This is a genomic window from Tepidicaulis marinus (assembly GCF_000739695.1).
GTDB classification, from domain to species: Bacteria; Pseudomonadota; Alphaproteobacteria; order Parvibaculales; family Parvibaculaceae; genus Tepidicaulis; species Tepidicaulis marinus.
Genome location: NZ_BBIO01000013.1, coordinates 1 through 15,727, shown reverse-complemented (window position 1 = coordinate 15,727; position 15,727 = coordinate 1). Strand labels below are relative to the sequence as shown.

14 protein-coding genes are annotated in these 15,727 nt (G+C 60.6%); 4 read left to right on the top strand and 10 right to left on the bottom strand.

The window, feature by feature from the left end; translation table 11 throughout:
- The 10 genes from M2A_RS11925 to M2A_RS17465 form a co-directional block, all read right to left on the bottom strand.
- Nucleotides 1-2,664 carry a nitrate reductase gene (locus tag M2A_RS11925; RefSeq protein ID WP_045447755.1) on the bottom strand — a complete coding sequence of 888 codons (2,664 nt, stop codon included), beginning with the start codon at nt 2,662-2,664 and terminating at the stop codon, nt 1-3.
- Nucleotides 2,664-3,023, bottom strand: a complete 360-nt coding sequence (gene nirD, locus M2A_RS11920) for a nitrite reductase small subunit NirD (protein ID WP_045447753.1) — start codon at nt 3,021-3,023, stop codon at nt 2,664-2,666. Before nirD ends, M2A_RS11925 begins: the two co-directional genes overlap by 1 nt.
- The gene (nirB, locus tag M2A_RS11915; protein WP_045447750.1) at nt 3,020-5,467 is read right to left on the bottom strand and encodes a nitrite reductase large subunit NirB; all 2,448 of its coding nucleotides are present in this window, start codon (nt 5,465-5,467) and stop codon (nt 3,020-3,022) included. Before nirB ends, nirD begins: the two co-directional genes overlap by 4 nt.
- A complete protein-coding gene (locus tag M2A_RS11910) occupies nt 5,464-6,261 on the bottom strand; it encodes an ABC transporter ATP-binding protein (RefSeq protein ID WP_045447748.1) in 798 nt (265 codons plus the stop codon). Before M2A_RS11910 ends, nirB begins: the two co-directional genes overlap by 4 nt.
- A 9-nt stretch (nt 6,262-6,270) precedes the next feature.
- Nucleotides 6,271-7,206, bottom strand: coding sequence for a nitrate ABC transporter permease (ntrB, locus tag M2A_RS11905; RefSeq protein WP_045447745.1), 936 nt, complete (start codon nt 7,204-7,206; stop codon nt 6,271-6,273).
- Nucleotides 7,207-7,215: 9 nt separating this feature from the next.
- Nucleotides 7,216-8,658, bottom strand: coding sequence for a CmpA/NrtA family ABC transporter substrate-binding protein (locus M2A_RS11900; RefSeq protein ID WP_081875600.1), 1,443 nt, complete (start codon nt 8,656-8,658; stop codon nt 7,216-7,218).
- Nucleotides 8,659-8,697: 39 nt separating this feature from the next.
- Complete coding sequence (locus tag M2A_RS11895; RefSeq protein ID WP_156101751.1) at nt 8,698-9,918, bottom strand: hypothetical protein; 1,221 nt, start codon at nt 9,916-9,918, stop codon at nt 8,698-8,700.
- 284 nt (nt 9,919-10,202) lie between these two features.
- Entirely contained in the window at nt 10,203-10,799 is a 597-nt protein-coding gene (locus M2A_RS11890) for an ANTAR domain-containing response regulator (protein WP_199700664.1), read from the bottom strand.
- 117 nt (nt 10,800-10,916) lie between these two features.
- On the bottom strand, nt 10,917-11,534 hold the full coding sequence (locus M2A_RS11885; protein ID WP_045447742.1) for a molybdenum cofactor guanylyltransferase: 618 nt from the start codon (nt 11,532-11,534) through the stop codon (nt 10,917-10,919).
- Entirely contained in the window at nt 11,521-13,599 is a 2,079-nt protein-coding gene (locus M2A_RS17465; RefSeq protein WP_197052921.1) for an ATP-binding protein, read from the bottom strand. Before M2A_RS17465 ends, M2A_RS11885 begins: the two co-directional genes overlap by 14 nt.
- Before the next feature lie 296 nt (nt 13,600-13,895).
- Here M2A_RS17465 and M2A_RS11875 point away from each other — a divergent pair, with 296 nt between their 5' ends.
- From M2A_RS11875 to M2A_RS11860, 4 genes are all read left to right on the top strand, one after another.
- Nucleotides 13,896-14,546: a GNAT family N-acetyltransferase gene (locus M2A_RS11875; protein ID WP_052379441.1), complete on the top strand. Its 651-nt coding sequence runs from the start codon at nt 13,896-13,898 to the stop codon at nt 14,544-14,546.
- Between the two features lie 240 nt (nt 14,547-14,786).
- Nucleotides 14,787-14,975 carry a type II toxin-antitoxin system HicA family toxin gene (locus M2A_RS11870; RefSeq protein ID WP_045447739.1) on the top strand — a complete coding sequence of 63 codons (189 nt, stop codon included), beginning with the start codon at nt 14,787-14,789 and terminating at the stop codon, nt 14,973-14,975.
- A 33-nt stretch (nt 14,976-15,008) separates the two neighbouring features.
- Nucleotides 15,009-15,410, top strand: coding sequence for a type II toxin-antitoxin system HicB family antitoxin (locus M2A_RS11865; RefSeq protein WP_045447736.1), 402 nt, complete (start codon nt 15,009-15,011; stop codon nt 15,408-15,410).
- 15 nt (nt 15,411-15,425) lie between these two features.
- On the top strand, nt 15,426-15,727 hold a 302-nt coding region (locus M2A_RS11860; RefSeq protein WP_045447733.1), incomplete at its 3' end, for a hypothetical protein.

Sequence of the window (15,727 nt, the reverse complement as noted above, 5' to 3'; positions counted from 1 at the left end):
TCACTCCGCCGCTTCTTTCATAAAGGCCCGCTCAAGCAGGGCTGCGATTTCCGGGCGGCAGGAGCCGCAATTCGTGCCGGCCTGCGTCGCCGCGCCGACCGCCTGCACGCTGCTCAGGTTCTTCGCCGCAATGGCCGCAAGGATCGCTTTTTCCGAAACGCCGAAACAGGAACAGACCTTGGGCCCGCCTTGCGCAGGGTCCATGAGCGCGGCGGCGATGAGCGCCTGACGCACCGCCCCTTCCGCGCGCTTTCCAAGCTGCCCGGAAAGCCAGGAAGGATCGGGCACGCTGCCCGCAGGACCCGAGAAGAACGCTGCAACCGGCACGCCCTCTTCCAGAAGCACCCGGCGGAACGTGCCCCGCGCTTTGTCTTCAACGGCGAGTACATCCCCTCTCCAGGCGCGCGCTTCTTCCTCCAGCCGCGCGAACGGCGCGGCATCCTCAAGCGCTGCCAGATAAAAAAGCTCGCCTTCTGCGACCGGCACCCGCGCCCAATAATCGAACCCTTCCGGCTCGAACGCATTGCGGCTGAGATAGAACCCGGCGCGCACGGGACGCACCGGCGTCACACGCATAGGCGTGTGTTTGAATTCAGGCTGGCCGGAATGGGGGTCGGTGACGGGATTGACGAGCGCGCCCACCGTGCCCGCCGCCGACATATGCCGCGTCCAGTGAATGGGAATGAAAATCTCCCCGCGCCGCAACCCGCCGTCAGCCGCCACACGGAAAAGCCCCCGCCCCCATCTCGTTGCCGCTTCCGCGAGCCCCTTCGGAGACAGACCGAAAGCCGCCATGTCCTCCGGATGGCAATAAAGCATGGGCTCTTTCACATGGCTCATGAGGCGCGGCACCGCGCCCGTGCGCGTCATGCTGTGCCATTGATCGCGCAGACGGCCCGTATTGAGAAGAAGCGGGAAATCATCATTTGCGCCATGAACGGGCGGCGCATCTTCAAGGAAAAGAAACCGCGCGCGGCCGTCTTCATGCGCGAATTTTCCGTCCGCAAAAAGCCGCCCGCCCGCTGCCGCCTTTCCCTTATCCCCCTTCCGGACAGGCCAAAGAAACGGCGTCATCGCGTCATACCCGGCATCCGAAATATCCGCATAAGCGGAAATATCGAAAAGCCGCTCGCCCTTGTTCTCGAAACCGGAAAGGGCCGCATGTTCACGGAAAATATCCGCCGGGCTTTCGTAAGGAAACGCCGCGCCGAACCCCATGCGCCGGGCAACTTGCGTGAGCGCCCACCAGTCGGGTCTTGCCTCGCCGGGCGCAGCTTGCAAACGACGCTGGCGGGAAATACGCCGCTCGGAATTCGTCACTGTGCCGTCTTTCTCGCCCCAGCCTTCGGCGGGCAGTGCCACATCGGCATAAGACAGTGTGTCGGAACTTGCCATGCAGTCCGAGACGATGACGAGCTCGCATTTTTCAAGCGCGGCGCGCACCCGCTCAGCGTCCGGCAGACTGACCGCCGGATTGGTCGCCATGATCCAGAGGGCTTTGACCTTGCCTTCATGCACCGCCTCGAACAAATCGACGGCTTTCAGCCCGCCTCTTTCCGCCATGGAAGGCGCGTTCCAGAAACGCCCCACTTTTTCCACTGCTTCGGGCTCGAAGGAAAGATGCGCGGCAAGCTGATTGGCGAGCCCGCCCACTTCCCGCCCGCCCATGGCGTTGGGCTGGCCGGTAATCGAAAAAGGGCCCATACCGGGCCTGCCGATGCGGCCCGTCAGCAAATGGCAGTTGATGATGGCATTGACCTTGTCCGTGCCGCGGCTCGACTGGTTGATGCCTTGCGAAAAGCCCGTCACCCAGCGCTCGTTTTCCAGCACTGAGGTAAAAAACTGCCGCACCAGATTTTCTTCCAGCCCGCAGCGCGCCGCCACATGAGCAAGCTCCGTTTCACGCGCGCCGAGAAGCGGCAAAAGTTTTTCGAAATCCGCCGTCGAGCGGGCGATGAAGCTTTCATCTGCCGCCCCCTCCTCGCAAAGGAAACGGAAAAGCCCGTTGAAAAGCGCCACATCGCTGCCCGGCTTGAGGGGAAGGTGAAGATCGGCGGCCTGAGCCGTTGCCGTTTTGCGCGGATCGATAACGATAAGACGCGAGCCGCGTTTCTCCCGCGCCGCTTCGAAACGCTGAAAGAGCACCGGATGGCACCAGGCCGCATTCGCCCCGGCCAGAACGAGAAGATCCGTCTCCTCGAAATCCTCATAAACGCCCGGCACCACATCCTCGCCAAAAGCGCGCCGGTGCCCGGCAACCGCGGAGGACATGCAAAGGCGCGAATTCGTATCGACATTGCCCGAGCCGATGAACCCCTTCATCAGCTTGTTGGCGGCATAATAATCTTCCGTCAGAAGCTGGCCCGACAGATAAAAGGCAATGGCATCGGGGCCATGGGTCTCCCGGATATGCAGGAAGCGGCCGGCGATATGATCAAGCGCCCTCTCCCAGCTCGCCCGTTCCCCTTTGATCAAAGGATAGGAGAGCCGGTCCTTGGCGCTCACCGTTTCGCCCAAAGCCTGCCCCTTGCCGCATAATTTGCCGAAATTGGCAGGATGCACCGGATCGCCCTTCACCCGCACGCGGCCATCCCGGGCGCTGGCAAGCACACCGCAACCAACCCCGCAATAGGCGCATGTGGTGCGGATGGGCGCTGGCCGCATTACTCCGCCTCCACCGCAAGGCTTGCCTCAGGCGCCGCATCGCTTGCGATAAGCGGCCCGAGATAGATTGCGCTGCCGCGCAGCTCCACGGCAAAGCGCTTCACGCAGCCCTCGTCCGGTCCCCGCGCAAGCCCGCTTCCCAGATCGATAATCCAATTGTGCAAGGGACAGGCAACGCCTCTCCCCTGCACGATCCCGTCCGACAGCGGGCCCTGCCTATGCGGGCATTTGTCTTCCAGCGCAAAAAGCTCGTCCTCGCCCGTGCGGAAGATGGCAATATCGCAGCCCAGGGCTTCGACTTTCCGCGCGCCCCGGCGCGGAATATCCTCAAGCTCGCCGATATAAACGCTCTTGCTCATGCGATCACTTTCTGACGAAGGGGACTATAGCTGCGCCGCGTGCCGGGGTCCCCGGCCTGTTCGGCCCAGGGGTCGCGCTGCTCATATTTCTGGGAGAGGAAGAAGCGCGCGCTCAAGGCGGCGCGGCCTTGCGCATCTTCCGCGATCTTTTCTTTCACATGATCGAGGCCCACCCGCTCGATCCAGGGCGCGGTGCGCTCCAGATAGCGGGCCTCTTCGCGGTAAAGCTGAATGAAGGCGGTGCAATATTCGATCACCTCTTCCTCGCTTTCGACCTTGCAGAGGAAATCGGTGACACGCACCTTCATGCCGCCATTGCCGCCCACATGCAGCTCCCAGCCGGACTCGACCGCCACGATGCCGAAATCCTTGATCGTCGCTTCGGCGCAATTGCGCGGGCAGCCGGAGACCGCCATCTTGAACTTGTGCGGCATCCAGGAGCCCCAGGTGAGCCTTTCAAGCGTCACGCCCATGCCCGTCGAATCTTGCGTGCCGAAGCGGCACCATTCGGACCCCACACAGGTTTTCACCGTGCGCAGCGCCTTACCGTAGGCATGGCCGGAGACGAGGCCTGCGGCATTGAGATCGCTCCAGATATCGGGCAGATGTTCTTTGCGCGCACCGAGCAAATCGATGCGCTGGCCGCCCGTCACCTTCACGGTCGGGATCTGATATTTATCCGCGACATCGGCAATCGCCCGCAGCTCATTGGGATTGGTGAGCCCGCCCCACATGCGCGGCACGACGGAGAAAGTACCGTCCTTCTGGATATTGGCGTGGTGGCGTTCATTGACGAAGCGGCTCTGCGCGTCGTCCACATATTCCCCCGGCCAGGCGCAAAGAAGATAATAATTGAGCGCCGGGCGGCAGGAGAAACAGCCATCCGGCGTTTCCCATTCCAGCGCCTGCATCACCTCCGGAATGGTTTTCAAGCCATGAGCCAGAATGAGCCTCCGCACCTCGTCATGGCCGTGATGGGTGCAGCCGCACATCGGTTTGACGGTGGGCGCGCCGGAATACTCATCTCCGAGCGACATAGCCAGAAGCTGCTCGACCAGCCCCGAGCACGAGCCGCAGCTTGCCGAGGCTTTGGTATATTGCTTCACCCCGTCAATATCGGTGAGCCCGTGTTCGGCAATGGCCGAGGTGATCGCCCCTTTACACACGCCGTTACAGCCACAGATTTCCGCCGTGTCGGGCAAAGCTGCAACGGCGCTAAAAGGGTCCGTGTCGGCACCGGCCAGCGCCTGACCGAAAATCATGCGGTCGCGAATATCGCGCACCACCTCGCGCTCTTTCAAAAGCTGGAAATACCAGGCCCCGTCCGCCGTATCCCCGTAGAGCACGGCGCCGGCTACCTTGTCGTCCTTCAGGACAAGGCGCTTGTAAACGCCGCGCGCCGCATCCCGGTAAACGATATCCTCGGTGCCGTCCCCGGTGGAAAAATCCCCGGCGGAGAAGACATCGACGCCCGTTACTTTAAGCTTCGTGGACGTTTCGACCGGCTTGAACGCCGCTTCCTCGCCCGTCAGCGTTTTCGCCGCCACCCGCGCCATATCGTAAAGCGGCGCCACGAGGCCGTAGCAGACCTCGTTATGCTCGGCGCATTCGCCGAGCGCCAGAATGTCGGGATCGGAAGTGACCATCGCGTCATTTACGACAATGCCACGCTCCACATGGAGCCCCGCATCGACGGCAAGACGCGCCTCGGGCCTTATCCCCGCCGCCATGATCACGATATCGGCGGGATAAACCGTGCCATCTTCCAGAAGCACGGCTTCCACATGTTCTTCACCGAGGATCGCCTTCGACTGCGCCTTGCAATGGACTTTGATGCCGCGCCGCTCAAGCTCGCGCTGCAGAAGATGCCCGGCGGAAGCATCGAGCTGCCGGTCGAGAAGATGCTCCATCAAATGCAGCACGGTCACCTGCATACCCCGCGCCTGAAGACCCGCCGCCGCTTCAAGGCCGAGCAAGCCGCCGCCGATCACCACGGCCCGCGCGCCCGGCTTTTCCGCCGCCTTCGACATGGCTTCCACATCATCGAGGTCGCGGAAGACGAGAACGCCGTCCAGCTCCTTGCCCGCGATGGGGATGATGAAGGGCGCCGAGCCCGTTGCCAGCACCAGCTTATCGTATGGCGTCATGCCCGCAGCCGTATGAACCTGCTTGGCTTTCCGGTCGATGCCGGTCACGTTCTCACCGAAGCGGCAGGTCACGCCGTGCGTCCCGTACCAGTTCTCATCATGAGTGACGATTTCCTCGAACGTCTTTTCGCCGGAAAGAACGGGCGAGAGCATGATGCGGTTGTAATTGCCGCGCGGCTCCGCCCCGAAAAGCGTGACGTCATAAGCCTCGGGCGCCGCCTCGAAAAGATGCTCCAGCATCCGCCCCGACGCCATGCCTGCGCCAACCACGACGAGTTTCTGTTTCTGCGTGCTCATGCTGCCACCTCCGAACGATGCTCATGCAGGAAACGAAGAACGGCGGCCCGGGCGCTGAGATAATCGGGATCTTCCACCAGCTCCACCCGGTGGCGCGGCCGGGGCACATTGACCCTCGAGATTTGGCCGATACCTGCCGCCGGCCCGTTCGACATCATGATGATGCGGTCGGAAAGAAGCGCCGCTTCATCCACATCATGGGTGATCATGATTACGGTGTTACCGAGCCGGGCGTGAATTTCCATCACGCTGTCCTGGAGATGCCCGCGCGTGAGTGCGTCAAGCGCGCCGAAAGGCTCATCCATCAAAAGCACCTTGGGTTCCATGGAAAGCGCCCTTGCAATACCGACGCGCTGCTTCATCCCGCCGGAAATTTCCGCCGGGCGCTTATGGGCGGCGTGCTCCATATTGACGAGTTCGAGATTGGCCATCACCCAGTCATGGCGCTGTCCGTCCGCGCGCGTGCCCGTGAAAATCTTATCTACTGCCAGACGCACATTCTCGTAGACCGTCAGCCAGGGGAGCAGGGAATGGTTTTGGAACACCACCGCCCTGTCGGGGCCCGGCCCTTTGATGATCTGCCCGTCCAGGCTGATCGCGCCGTAGGAGAGGGGCTCGAGCCCGGCCACGAGATTGAGCAAGGTGGACTTGCCGCAGCCCGAATGGCCGATGATGGAAACGAACTCGCCTTTCTCGATCGCAAGGTCGACATCCCGCAAGGCTTCATACTGCCCCGACGAGGTTTTGAAGATCTTGCCGACTTTGGAAATGCGCAGATGCTCTTGAGTATCCATGGGCTGCTCCTATGCGTTGCCATAGTCGAAACGGCGCTGCACCAGCTTCATCAGCGCCTCAAGGACAATGCCCACGACGCCGATAATGCCGATGGCCACGATGATGGAAGGCACCGAAAGGTTGTTCCATTCGTCCCAGATGTAAAAACCGATGCCGATGCCGCCGGTCAGCATTTCCGCCGCCACGATCACCATCCAGGCGGTGCCGAGCGACAGCTGCATGCCGGTCAGGATGTAAGGCATGGTGGCGGGGATATAGATTTTGCGGACCATTTCCGAACGGTTGAAGTTCAGCACCCGCGCGACATTCGTATAATCGGAAGGCACAGCGCGCACGCCCACGGCCGTGTTGAGAATGATCGGCCAGATACTGGTGATGAAGATCACGAAGACGGCGGAGGGGTCGACGGACTTGAAAAGCAACAGCCCGATAGGCAGCCAGGCAAGCGGGCTGACCGGCCGCAGAATTTGAATAAGCGGCATCCAGGCGGTTTCGAACACCCGGCTCGTGCCGATCAGAAATCCGGCGGGCAGCCCGACCAGAACGGCAAGCGCAAAGCCCGAGAGCACCCGCGCCAGCGAATACATCACCTGCCAGGCAACGCCCATATCGTTGGGCCCATAGACATAGAAAGGATCGGAGAAAACCTCCACCGCCTTGGCCCACGTTTCCTGCACCGTGGGAAGTTCCGGCACAAGCGAGGCTTGCACCATGCTCCATGCCGCCAAGACCAGAAGAAAGGTCACGGCAGGCAGGACGATGGCGGGAACGGCCATAGCCAGAAAATCCCGGAGCCAGGCCGGACCGGAATCCGGCCATCCTTTGGGCACCTCGCCGAGCTCCGGCGGCGGGGCCTGCCCGCCAGCCGGTTCCGGGGAACCGGCCTGTTGAGCATCTTCTGCGTTCGGCGCATCTGAAACCAGGCGCAAAGCAGCATCCGTCATGACGGCTCCTTAGGCGTTGAGTTCCGCAAGCTTTTCCAGCGGAACCTTGAGATTGGAAATGTCGAAGCTGCCGATATATTCGGCGATCTTGGAAGGATCGAAGGTCTGGCCGTTGAAGAAGCGGTCCGGGCCCATATCGATGGGCGCGCTCGCATCTTCCAGCACCCAGGGCGCCTCATGCGTGCCTTCAATCTTCATGTCCGAATTCGGCACCGGCACGCCCATGCCCGCGACAGCTTCGCGGTAGATGTCCGGGCGGTAGACCTGATTGGCGACCTGGCGGATAGCCATCGGCGTTTCGATCTGCCCCCAGCGGTACATTTGCGAAATGAACCACATGGCGTGGCTGCGCCAGGGATAGGTCGCGGCATAGCGGTAGAAGACATTAAAGTCCGGCAGCGGGCGCGGCGCCTCGCCTTTCACATATTGGAAAGTGCCGGTCATGGACATTTTCACCACGTCGACCGGCGCATTGACGTAGGACTTGCGGGAAATGATCTCCACGACTTCCAGCCGGTTTTCCGGCTTGTCCATCCACTGCGCCGCTTCCACCATGGCGCGGATGATTGCCTTGTGGGTTTCCGGATAGCTTTCCGCCCACTCGAGATTGACGCCGAACACCTTCTCCGGATTGTTGTTCCAGATTTCGTAATTGGTGATGAGCGTGCGCCCGAGGCCCGCTTTCACCGCCCGCTCGTTCCAGGGCTCGCCCACACAGTAGCCGACGATATTGTTGGCGCGCAGGTTCGCGACCATCTGGGGCGGCGGGATGACGATGAGCCGCACATCATTGTCCGGGTCGATCCCGGCATCGGCCATCCAGTAGCGCAGCTCGTAATTATGAGTGGAAACGGGAAACACCATAGCAAAGGTCATGGGGTCGCCGCCCTTGGCTTTGTTGGCGTCGATCACCTTTTTCAGCGCGCGGGCCGAAACGGGCCGCTCGGCCATGGCTTCCGGGTCCGCTTCCACCATGCGCTCGTAAAGCTCGTTGGAAACGGTGATGCCATTGCCGTTGAGGTCCATGGAGTACGCCGTGACCGTCGGCTTTTGCAGCGCGCCGACGCCGAGGCTCGCGGCAATCGGCATACCGGCCAGCATATGCGCCCCGTCGAGCTCGCCCACCGACACCTTATCGCGGATATTGGCCCAGGAAGCCTCTTTCGAAATCGTGGCATTGACGCCGTGCTTCTGGAAGAAACCTTTTTCCTTGGCGATAACGATGACGGCGCAGTCGGTCAGCGGAATGATGCCGAGCTTCACATCCGGTTTTTCCAAATTACTGCTGCCTGCGGCATAGGCGCCGCCCGGCACCACCAGGCTCGCGGCTTTCAAAAGCGCGGCGGTGCCGAAAAGTTTCGCGCCTGCATTCAAAACCGAGCGCCGGTGATAGGGCCTTTCAAGCGAGGCAGTACGCTTCGCCGGGGGAGTTTTGTCGTCATGACCTGGCATCTCTTGTCTCCTTGATGAAAGCGGGAGGTAAATCGTTTCTCAGTAGGCATAAGCGACCTGGAACCAGAGCTTTTCCCGGTCCGCCGGCCCAGCGCTGCCCCCATCGAAAGAGGCATATTTCGCGGTGAGCTTGATGCCGTTATCGAGCGCCGCGGAAAGCACCGCATCCACCTCATCGCCGAGCGAGGCGCCAGTGCGCTCCGCCTCGAAATCGTGAAAAACGATGCCGGACGTAATTTTCGTGAACGGCCCGAAAGCCGGCAGCGCATAATTCAGAGAAGCGGAAAGATCCTCGATGCCGTCTACCGGGGTCGTCAGGAACGCATCGGCCCAGCCCTGAAACTTATGCAGCGTGGCAAGCGGGGTGGAGAAACCGGTCGTCCCGTCCCCTTCCAGCACCTCATAGCCCGCGCCGAAGGAAAGCGGCCCGTAGCTTGCCCCCGCATCCACCGAATAATAATCGAGGGAGAAAGATGCGGGATTACTTCCATATTCGTTTTGGCGGGCATAGGAAGCAGCGCCCTTCAGCGACCAATCTTCATTGAGCGCCGTCTTGTAAGCCGCCCGCGCGCCGTAGGTTTCACTTGAGGCACCGGCCGCATTATCGAAATCCAAGAGATAGGCAAAGCCGGTAAGCGTCAGGCCTTCGATCCCGCTATAGCCCAGATTGATGAGATGGCTGTCGCTGTCGAAATTGCCGATCGGGCTCTTATCGGAAAAAATCCGGTGCACTTCCTCGATATAGGCATAAGTCGCCGTGACACCGGGAAGCGATCTATTGGTAACGAGCGCCGCGTCGAAAGTCTGCTCATTCTGCCGCCAGCCCACATTGCCGACGAAGCGCGCATCATCGAGGATGATCCGCTGACGCCCGGCAACGATCTTCGTATCCGGAATGCCTTCATAGGTAAGCTGCAGCCGGTTGAGCTCGCTGGCTTCCGGATCCGCGATGACGGGATAGGCCGCGCGCCCGTTCGCCGTGCTATTGAAATCTTCCGGGCCCAGTGCCTGCACGGATTCGATTTCCGCCAGAAGCGAGAAACCATAAAAGCTGCCCGTTTCAAAGCCGAGGCGCTCGCGCAATGTGTAAGCACGCGCATCATTGGCAAAACCGTCCTGGTCCACGAATTCCGCCCGCGCCCGCAAGTCGATCAGCGGTTTCGTTTCCGCCAGCGCCGCGCCCAAATCATCCGCATGTGCCGCTACCACCGGCAGCGCGCAAAGCCCCGCCAATGCCCCCATCGCTATTTGCCGTGTCATTCTCGATACCGTCATCTGCTTAACCCCATCGGCAAAAGAAAAGGCGCCCGCCGGCGATTTTCATCGCCATGCGGACGCCTTTGCCCGTGTTTCAATTCTCGCAGTCAGCCGTGCTCTGCCGCCCTTGGCAATCCGGCCTTTGATGCTGGGCCTTCATCGGCCCGGCATGAAAACTCTAAAAACTATTTTTGCTGCAACGCAACAAGTAATTGATATTAAAGGTGATTTTTCTCATTCCCTGCATAATGCTTGATCACGCTGCCCGCGTTTTTCACAGCAATCGCTCAACCTTTGAGCAATTTGGCGACCGCCAACAGATTGTCCGCAATCTGAAAAATCGGTTTTCCTTCGTTCATCGCCGTCTTGCGCAAAAGCTGATAGGCCTCTTCTTCGGAAAGGCCGCGCTGCTGCATCAAAACACCTTTGGCTTTCTCAACAATCTTGCGCGCGGCAAGATCGGATTTGGCTTTGGCGAGTTCCTTTTGCAGGCCCTGATACATTTGAAAGCGGGCGATGGCGACATCGACGACGGGACGTACGCGGGAGGACGCAAGGCCGTCGACAATATAGGCGCTCACCCCCGCCTGTACTGCCTTGCGCGCGCCGTCCGGCGCATCTTTTTCCACGAACATGACGACGGGCCGCGCCCGCTCGCCCGACACCTCCCCCATGCTCTCCAGAATATCGCGGTCGGGACTGTCGCAATCGACGATCACGACATCCGGGTCAAAGCGCTCGACCGCGCCGTAAAGCCCGATGCCGGACTTGACACGCATGATCTCGCAGGCGCCCGACTGCACCAGGCCCTGCTCGACAATCAGCGCCCGCGCATCATCGGGATCGACAAGCAACACACGCAATCGCTCGGAGGCGGAAGACATACGCAAACATTCTTTGCTGGCTTGGCCGGGAACCACTCAAGCCTAATCAGCAAAAAAAGGGCCAAAGGGAAGACGTTTAAAAGGGGCATTCAGCGCGCGGTCTGCACCGCCATCTGCTCATTTGCAGGGCGGCCTGTCCAAATAAGCGTCAGCCTTTGCCCATGCCGCGGCATCATTGACATTCAAAAAGGCATCGGCCTCCTCGCCGGGAACATCTAGGGGCACGGCGTCCAAATCCTTGAGCGCCTCCCAGACCGCCTGGCGGCCCGCGTGAAGCAGCCTATCCAGCGTTTCAAAATGCGAAACATGCCAAAGGGCGAGAAGGTTCTGGTCCCGTCCATCGAGCCGCACGACAACCGGGCAGGTTCCCTTGCCCGCCGTGCGAAGGCGCTCAACCAGATCGCAGGGCAGGAACGGTACATCGCAAGGCGCCGTCACCAGCCATTCCCCGCCCTCTTTCTTTGCCCAAGCGAGCCCCGCGCGAATACCGGCAAGCGGCCCCTTGCCGGAAAAAGGCCCGTCATCCAGATGAGCAAGTTCGCTGCGCCAGGCGAGCGGCGATGGCCCTTCCGCCACGGCCAGCCCGCCCACCTGAGCAGAGAGCCGCTCATAAACCCGCTCGATCAAACTTTTCCCGCGCAAGAGCCGGAGCGCTTTTTCCCCGCCGAGCCTCTCCGCCTTGCCGCCCGCCAGGATAAGCCCACTGATCACCCCGCGCGTTTCAGGCGTTTCCATTGACGTCTCTCACCGGCCGGTCAACTTCCACCTCCCGGGAAAGGGCATCCGGATCGAACTCCAGCGGCAAGTCGCACCAGAACGTGCTGCCTTGCCCTTCCTCACTTTCGAACCCAAGCCGCCCGCCCATTTTCTGCGCCAGAAGCCGCGCCAGGCTGAGCCCGATCCCCGCCCCGCCGCCGGCCACCATGGCGTCCGGATGCAAGCGGGTGAACGTCTCGAACACCTGGTTCTGCTTGGCCTTGGGAATACCGATGCCCGTGTCGGAAACAAAAAGCCGGAAGAACCCATCGCTCGTGCGCTCCCCATAAATGCGCACCCTTCCGCCATCCACATTATATTTCACGGCATTGGAGAGAAGATTGATGATGATCTGTTTGAAGCGCTGCCCGTCCGTTTCAAGCAGCACCGGCATACCTCCTGGTAAGCGGTCCTCGATGGTCACTTTCCCGCGCTCGGCCATTTGAGAGACCTGCGCGATGCATTCGCCCACCGTCTCGCCCACATCCACTTTTTCAACCGAAATCCGCAGATGGCCGGACTCAATGCTCGAAAGATCGAGAATATCGTTCACGAGGTTGAGGAGCTGCTCCCCGGCAGTAAGGATGTAACTGATCCGCTCCATTTGCGAGGCGTTGAGCGAGCCACCCGCCGTCATCTGCATAACTTCGGCAAAACCGATAATGGCATTGAGCGGCGTGCGCAATTCATGGCTCATGGTCGCAAGGAACTGTGATTTGGCGCGGCTCGCCTCTTCCGCGTTTTGCTTGGCACGCAGGATCGCCCGTTCCGATTTCACCTGCCGCGTAATATCCTGGCAGGTGCCGAAGACTTTCACTGCCCGGCCATCCTCATACTCGATAACGATATTCGCCTCGACGAACATGACTGCGCCGTCCTTACTGCGCAGGCGGTAGGTCTCAGGCCCGAGCGTGCGCGCGCCAGTCGCTGCCCCTTCAAGGATCCAGTTCAAGACCCACTCGGTATCATCGGGGTGATGGATTTCCTCCAGCACCTTGTCCAAATCGATTTCGGTTTCGCTCTCATAGCCGAGCAGATGCAGCAGCCCTTCAGACCAGGTCACGCCATTCGTGCGCAGATCCCAGGTGAAGTCACCAACGCGGGCAATGATTTGGGCACGGATGAGCTTCTCTTCACTCAAGCGCACAGCCTGCGTCACCTGCGCGACGCGGCGGCGCAAGAGCACAACGATCCCGGCACCGGCCAGCAGTAAGAGCGACGCCGCGCCGCTCGCCCAGATCACCCAGGCAGGCAGCGCAGGCTCCCGCGCGGGCGACATCCATTTTTCCAAGGCCGTGAAATAAGCCGATTGCGGATCGGTTTTCATCGCCGCCATATGCCGGTCCACTTCGGCAATCAGCCCATCCGGCGTGCCGGGCGCAAAGGCGAAATAAAGCGCGGTCGGCTGAAAAACGAATTGCGAGCGCGTCAGATCGAACCCGTTCTGCAGCGCTTCACCCAAAGATTGATTGACGATGCCGAAATCTGCCCGCCCTGCCGCCACCGCTTCGAGCGTCTCATTGTGCCGGGCAGTCGGTACGATCTCAAAGGAAAGTCCCTGCTCCTTGCGCATTTCGGCAAGCTTGCCATGCTGCACACTGTCCTTGAGCACGGCCACACGTCCGCCGGCCATGTCCTCGAAATTTTGCACGACCGTGCCGGGCCGCGAATAAACGTAAGACCAGCTGCGCAGCACTGGCACTTGATTGAATTTGAAAAGTGCCTCACGCGCGGGTGTCGGCGCCACATCCGGCATAAGGTCAATCTCGCCCGCTTCGAGCATGACCAGACAGTCCGCCCAGGCGCAGGGGTGATAGGTCACTGCCCATCCGGCTTTTTTACTCAGTGCAGCAAGCACCTCCGGGAAAAGTCCGGCCGGCGCGCCTTCTTCATCGAGAAATATTTTCGGCGGGTTTTGATAGATACCGGCTCTAAGGCCCGGCTGCTCACCAGAAGCCTCCTGCCATGGCGCCGCCTCTGGCACGGCTCCCGCACCGGCAAGCAGAAACGGCAGCAGAAAAATGCCCAACGAAAAACGGATCACACTGCTTTTCAACCGCACGCTCATCCCCAAAGCTTGGCCATAGCCGATGCTGCCTGGCCCGCAGCCGCCCCGGCCGGTTGCCCGCCCGCATAAATGTAGATCCCTACCCTAGACCGGAAAGCTGCAATAGGAAAACTCTCCCCTTACCTTGCGCGCCCTTCTAAAGGCTTCGAATGCTGCGTCCCGGCGCCGCCATTTCCTCCGGTCAGCCATTTGGGGTAGCCTTGGCGGCAAGCCCTGGGGGACACGTGCTGCCGCGCGCCCCACCCACCGCCTTTCAGCGCCGGTCCGCCCTTATGCCCGATACTTTGCCCGATACTTTGCCCGACAGTTTCCCGCCTCAGCCGAAGGAAGAATATTTTCTGGAATTGACCGCCGGGCTTGAAACACCGCGCTTTCTGCTAACTCCGCTGGAAACGCACGATGTCCCCGCGCTTCTGACGCATTTTCAGGACCCGCGCGTCACCGAATACATGGATATCGATCCCTTCACGCGGAGCGAAGAGGCTGAGGACGTGGTCGGCTGGGCTGAAAATTTGCGCGCGGCCGCACAAGGGATCCGCTGGGCCATTCGCGAAAAAGCGCAAGATGGCGCGCCGGGCTGCTTCCTCGGCACCTGCGGTTTCAACGCCCTCGTCTATGAGCGCGCCCGGCGCGGCGAGGTCGCCTATGACCTTTCCCCTGCTTATTGGGGAAAAGGCGTCATGGCAGAACTGATGCCGCTGCTCATCGCCCTCGCCGCCGGTCCCCTGGCGCTGCGCCGCCTCGAGGCCATGGTGACGCCCGGCAACATTCGCTCCATCCGCCTGCTCGAGCGGCACGGCTTTGAAAAAGAAGGCCTCCTGCGCCAGCACGCCTACTGGAAAGGCCGCTTCTGGGACCAGCTCATTTTCGGGCAGGTGTTGGAAGGAGCTGCCATTCAACATGATTGTCCGGCCCAATACTGAAACCTGCCTTCCGAAGCACCTCGGCATGGTCGTCTTGAATTCAACTATTTTTCTTCGTGCCGCGGCCACCTGTTCCGTCAAAGTTTACCACGCCATATTGGCCGCCGTTACGCGTAGAGACGCGCATGGGCCTGACCAACGCCATGCGGGCCGCATCTCTTTGCGCATATATATACACAACAGTCATTGACCCCCGCCCAGATAAGTGTGTATATATAAACACAACAAAAGGGCCAGGACTTGGAACGCAACAGCCGCAAACTGATCAAGATGCTTAAAGCGGACGGCTGGGAACTTGTGGCCACGCGCGGCGACCATCACCAGTTCAAGCACCCGGACAGACAAGGCCGCGTCACGGTCCCCCACCCGAATAAAGACATTCCGTCCGGCACCGTCCGGTCCATTTACAAACAGGCGGGCTGGCTCTAAGCCCCCGCCGCCCCTTATCCACAGAGGGATGCCATGCGATACGTTGCCTTGATCCACAAAGACCCCGACACCGGCTATGGGGCGAGCTTCCCGGACTTTCCGGGCTGCATCGGCGCCGGCGATACGATTGAAGAAACGGTCCGCAGCGCAGCCGACGCGCTTGCCTTTCACGTTGCGGGCATGCGCGAAGACGGCGAGGATATTCCCGCGCCGCGCGGCATGGACGCCGTGCGCGCCGATAAGGCCCTTCGGGAAGAAACGAAAGACGCCTTCTTCGTTCTCATCCCCCTCATCGAAGACCGCAGCGCGGCCAAGCGCGTGAATATCTCGATCGATCCCAGCCTCCTGGAAGCGATCGACGAGGCCGCGAAGGAACGGGGCATGACGCGCTCGAACTTCCTGGCAAGCGCCGCGCGCATGCTGCTCACGGGTTAAGAGAAGGAGGGGGGCATGAGTGACAGAAAGAACGACTTCCACCTGGGAATAGCCGGAGGAACGGGTATCGGATTCTTTATCGGTTTGCTGATGCTTGGTTACTTCACTGCCGCTTCTGAGACCGGATCTTCTTTTTGGATCGCATTGTCGGCAATGGGGACACTGAGTGCCGCAATCGCAGCTGTTTGGACCGCCTGGTATACGAACAAGAAAGTCGAAGAAAGGATACGAGAAGAGCGGCGAAGAAGAAGACAGGAAAACTATAACGCCTTCGCCAGCCAATCGCTGTCGGGTCTCAGAACTATTGAACAGCGGTA

Bases quoted from the DNA above. Each gene is read 5' to 3' on its own strand.
- nirD (WP_045447753.1), bottom strand. From the start codon at position 3,023: ATGAGCAAGAGCGTTTATATCGGCGAGCTTGAGGATATTCCGCGCCGG.
- M2A_RS11910 (WP_045447748.1), bottom strand. From the start codon at position 6,261: ATGGATACTCAAGAGCATCTGCGCATTTCCAAAGTCGGCAAGATCTTC.
- M2A_RS11900 (WP_081875600.1), bottom strand. From the start codon at position 8,658: ATGCCAGGTCATGACGACAAAACTCCCCCGGCGAAGCGTACTGCCTCG.
- nirB (WP_045447750.1), bottom strand. From the start codon at position 5,467: ATGAGCACGCAGAAACAGAAACTCGTCGTGGTTGGCGCAGGCATGGCG.
- M2A_RS11895 (WP_156101751.1), bottom strand. From the start codon at position 9,918: ATGACACGGCAAATAGCGATGGGGGCATTGGCGGGGCTTTGCGCGCTG.
- ntrB (WP_045447745.1), bottom strand. From the start codon at position 7,206: ATGACGGATGCTGCTTTGCGCCTGGTTTCAGATGCGCCGAACGCAGAA.
- M2A_RS11925 (WP_045447755.1), bottom strand. From the start codon at position 2,664: ATGCGGCCAGCGCCCATCCGCACCACATGCGCCTATTGCGGGGTTGGT.
- M2A_RS11865 (WP_045447736.1), top strand. From the start codon at position 15,009: ATGCGATACGTTGCCTTGATCCACAAAGACCCCGACACCGGCTATGGG.
- M2A_RS11890 (WP_199700664.1), bottom strand. From the start codon at position 10,799: ATGTCTTCCGCCTCCGAGCGATTGCGTGTGTTGCTTGTCGATCCCGAT.
- M2A_RS11885 (WP_045447742.1), bottom strand. From the start codon at position 11,534: ATGGAAACGCCTGAAACGCGCGGGGTGATCAGTGGGCTTATCCTGGCG.
- M2A_RS11875 (WP_052379441.1), top strand. From the start codon at position 13,896: ATGCCCGATACTTTGCCCGATACTTTGCCCGACAGTTTCCCGCCTCAG.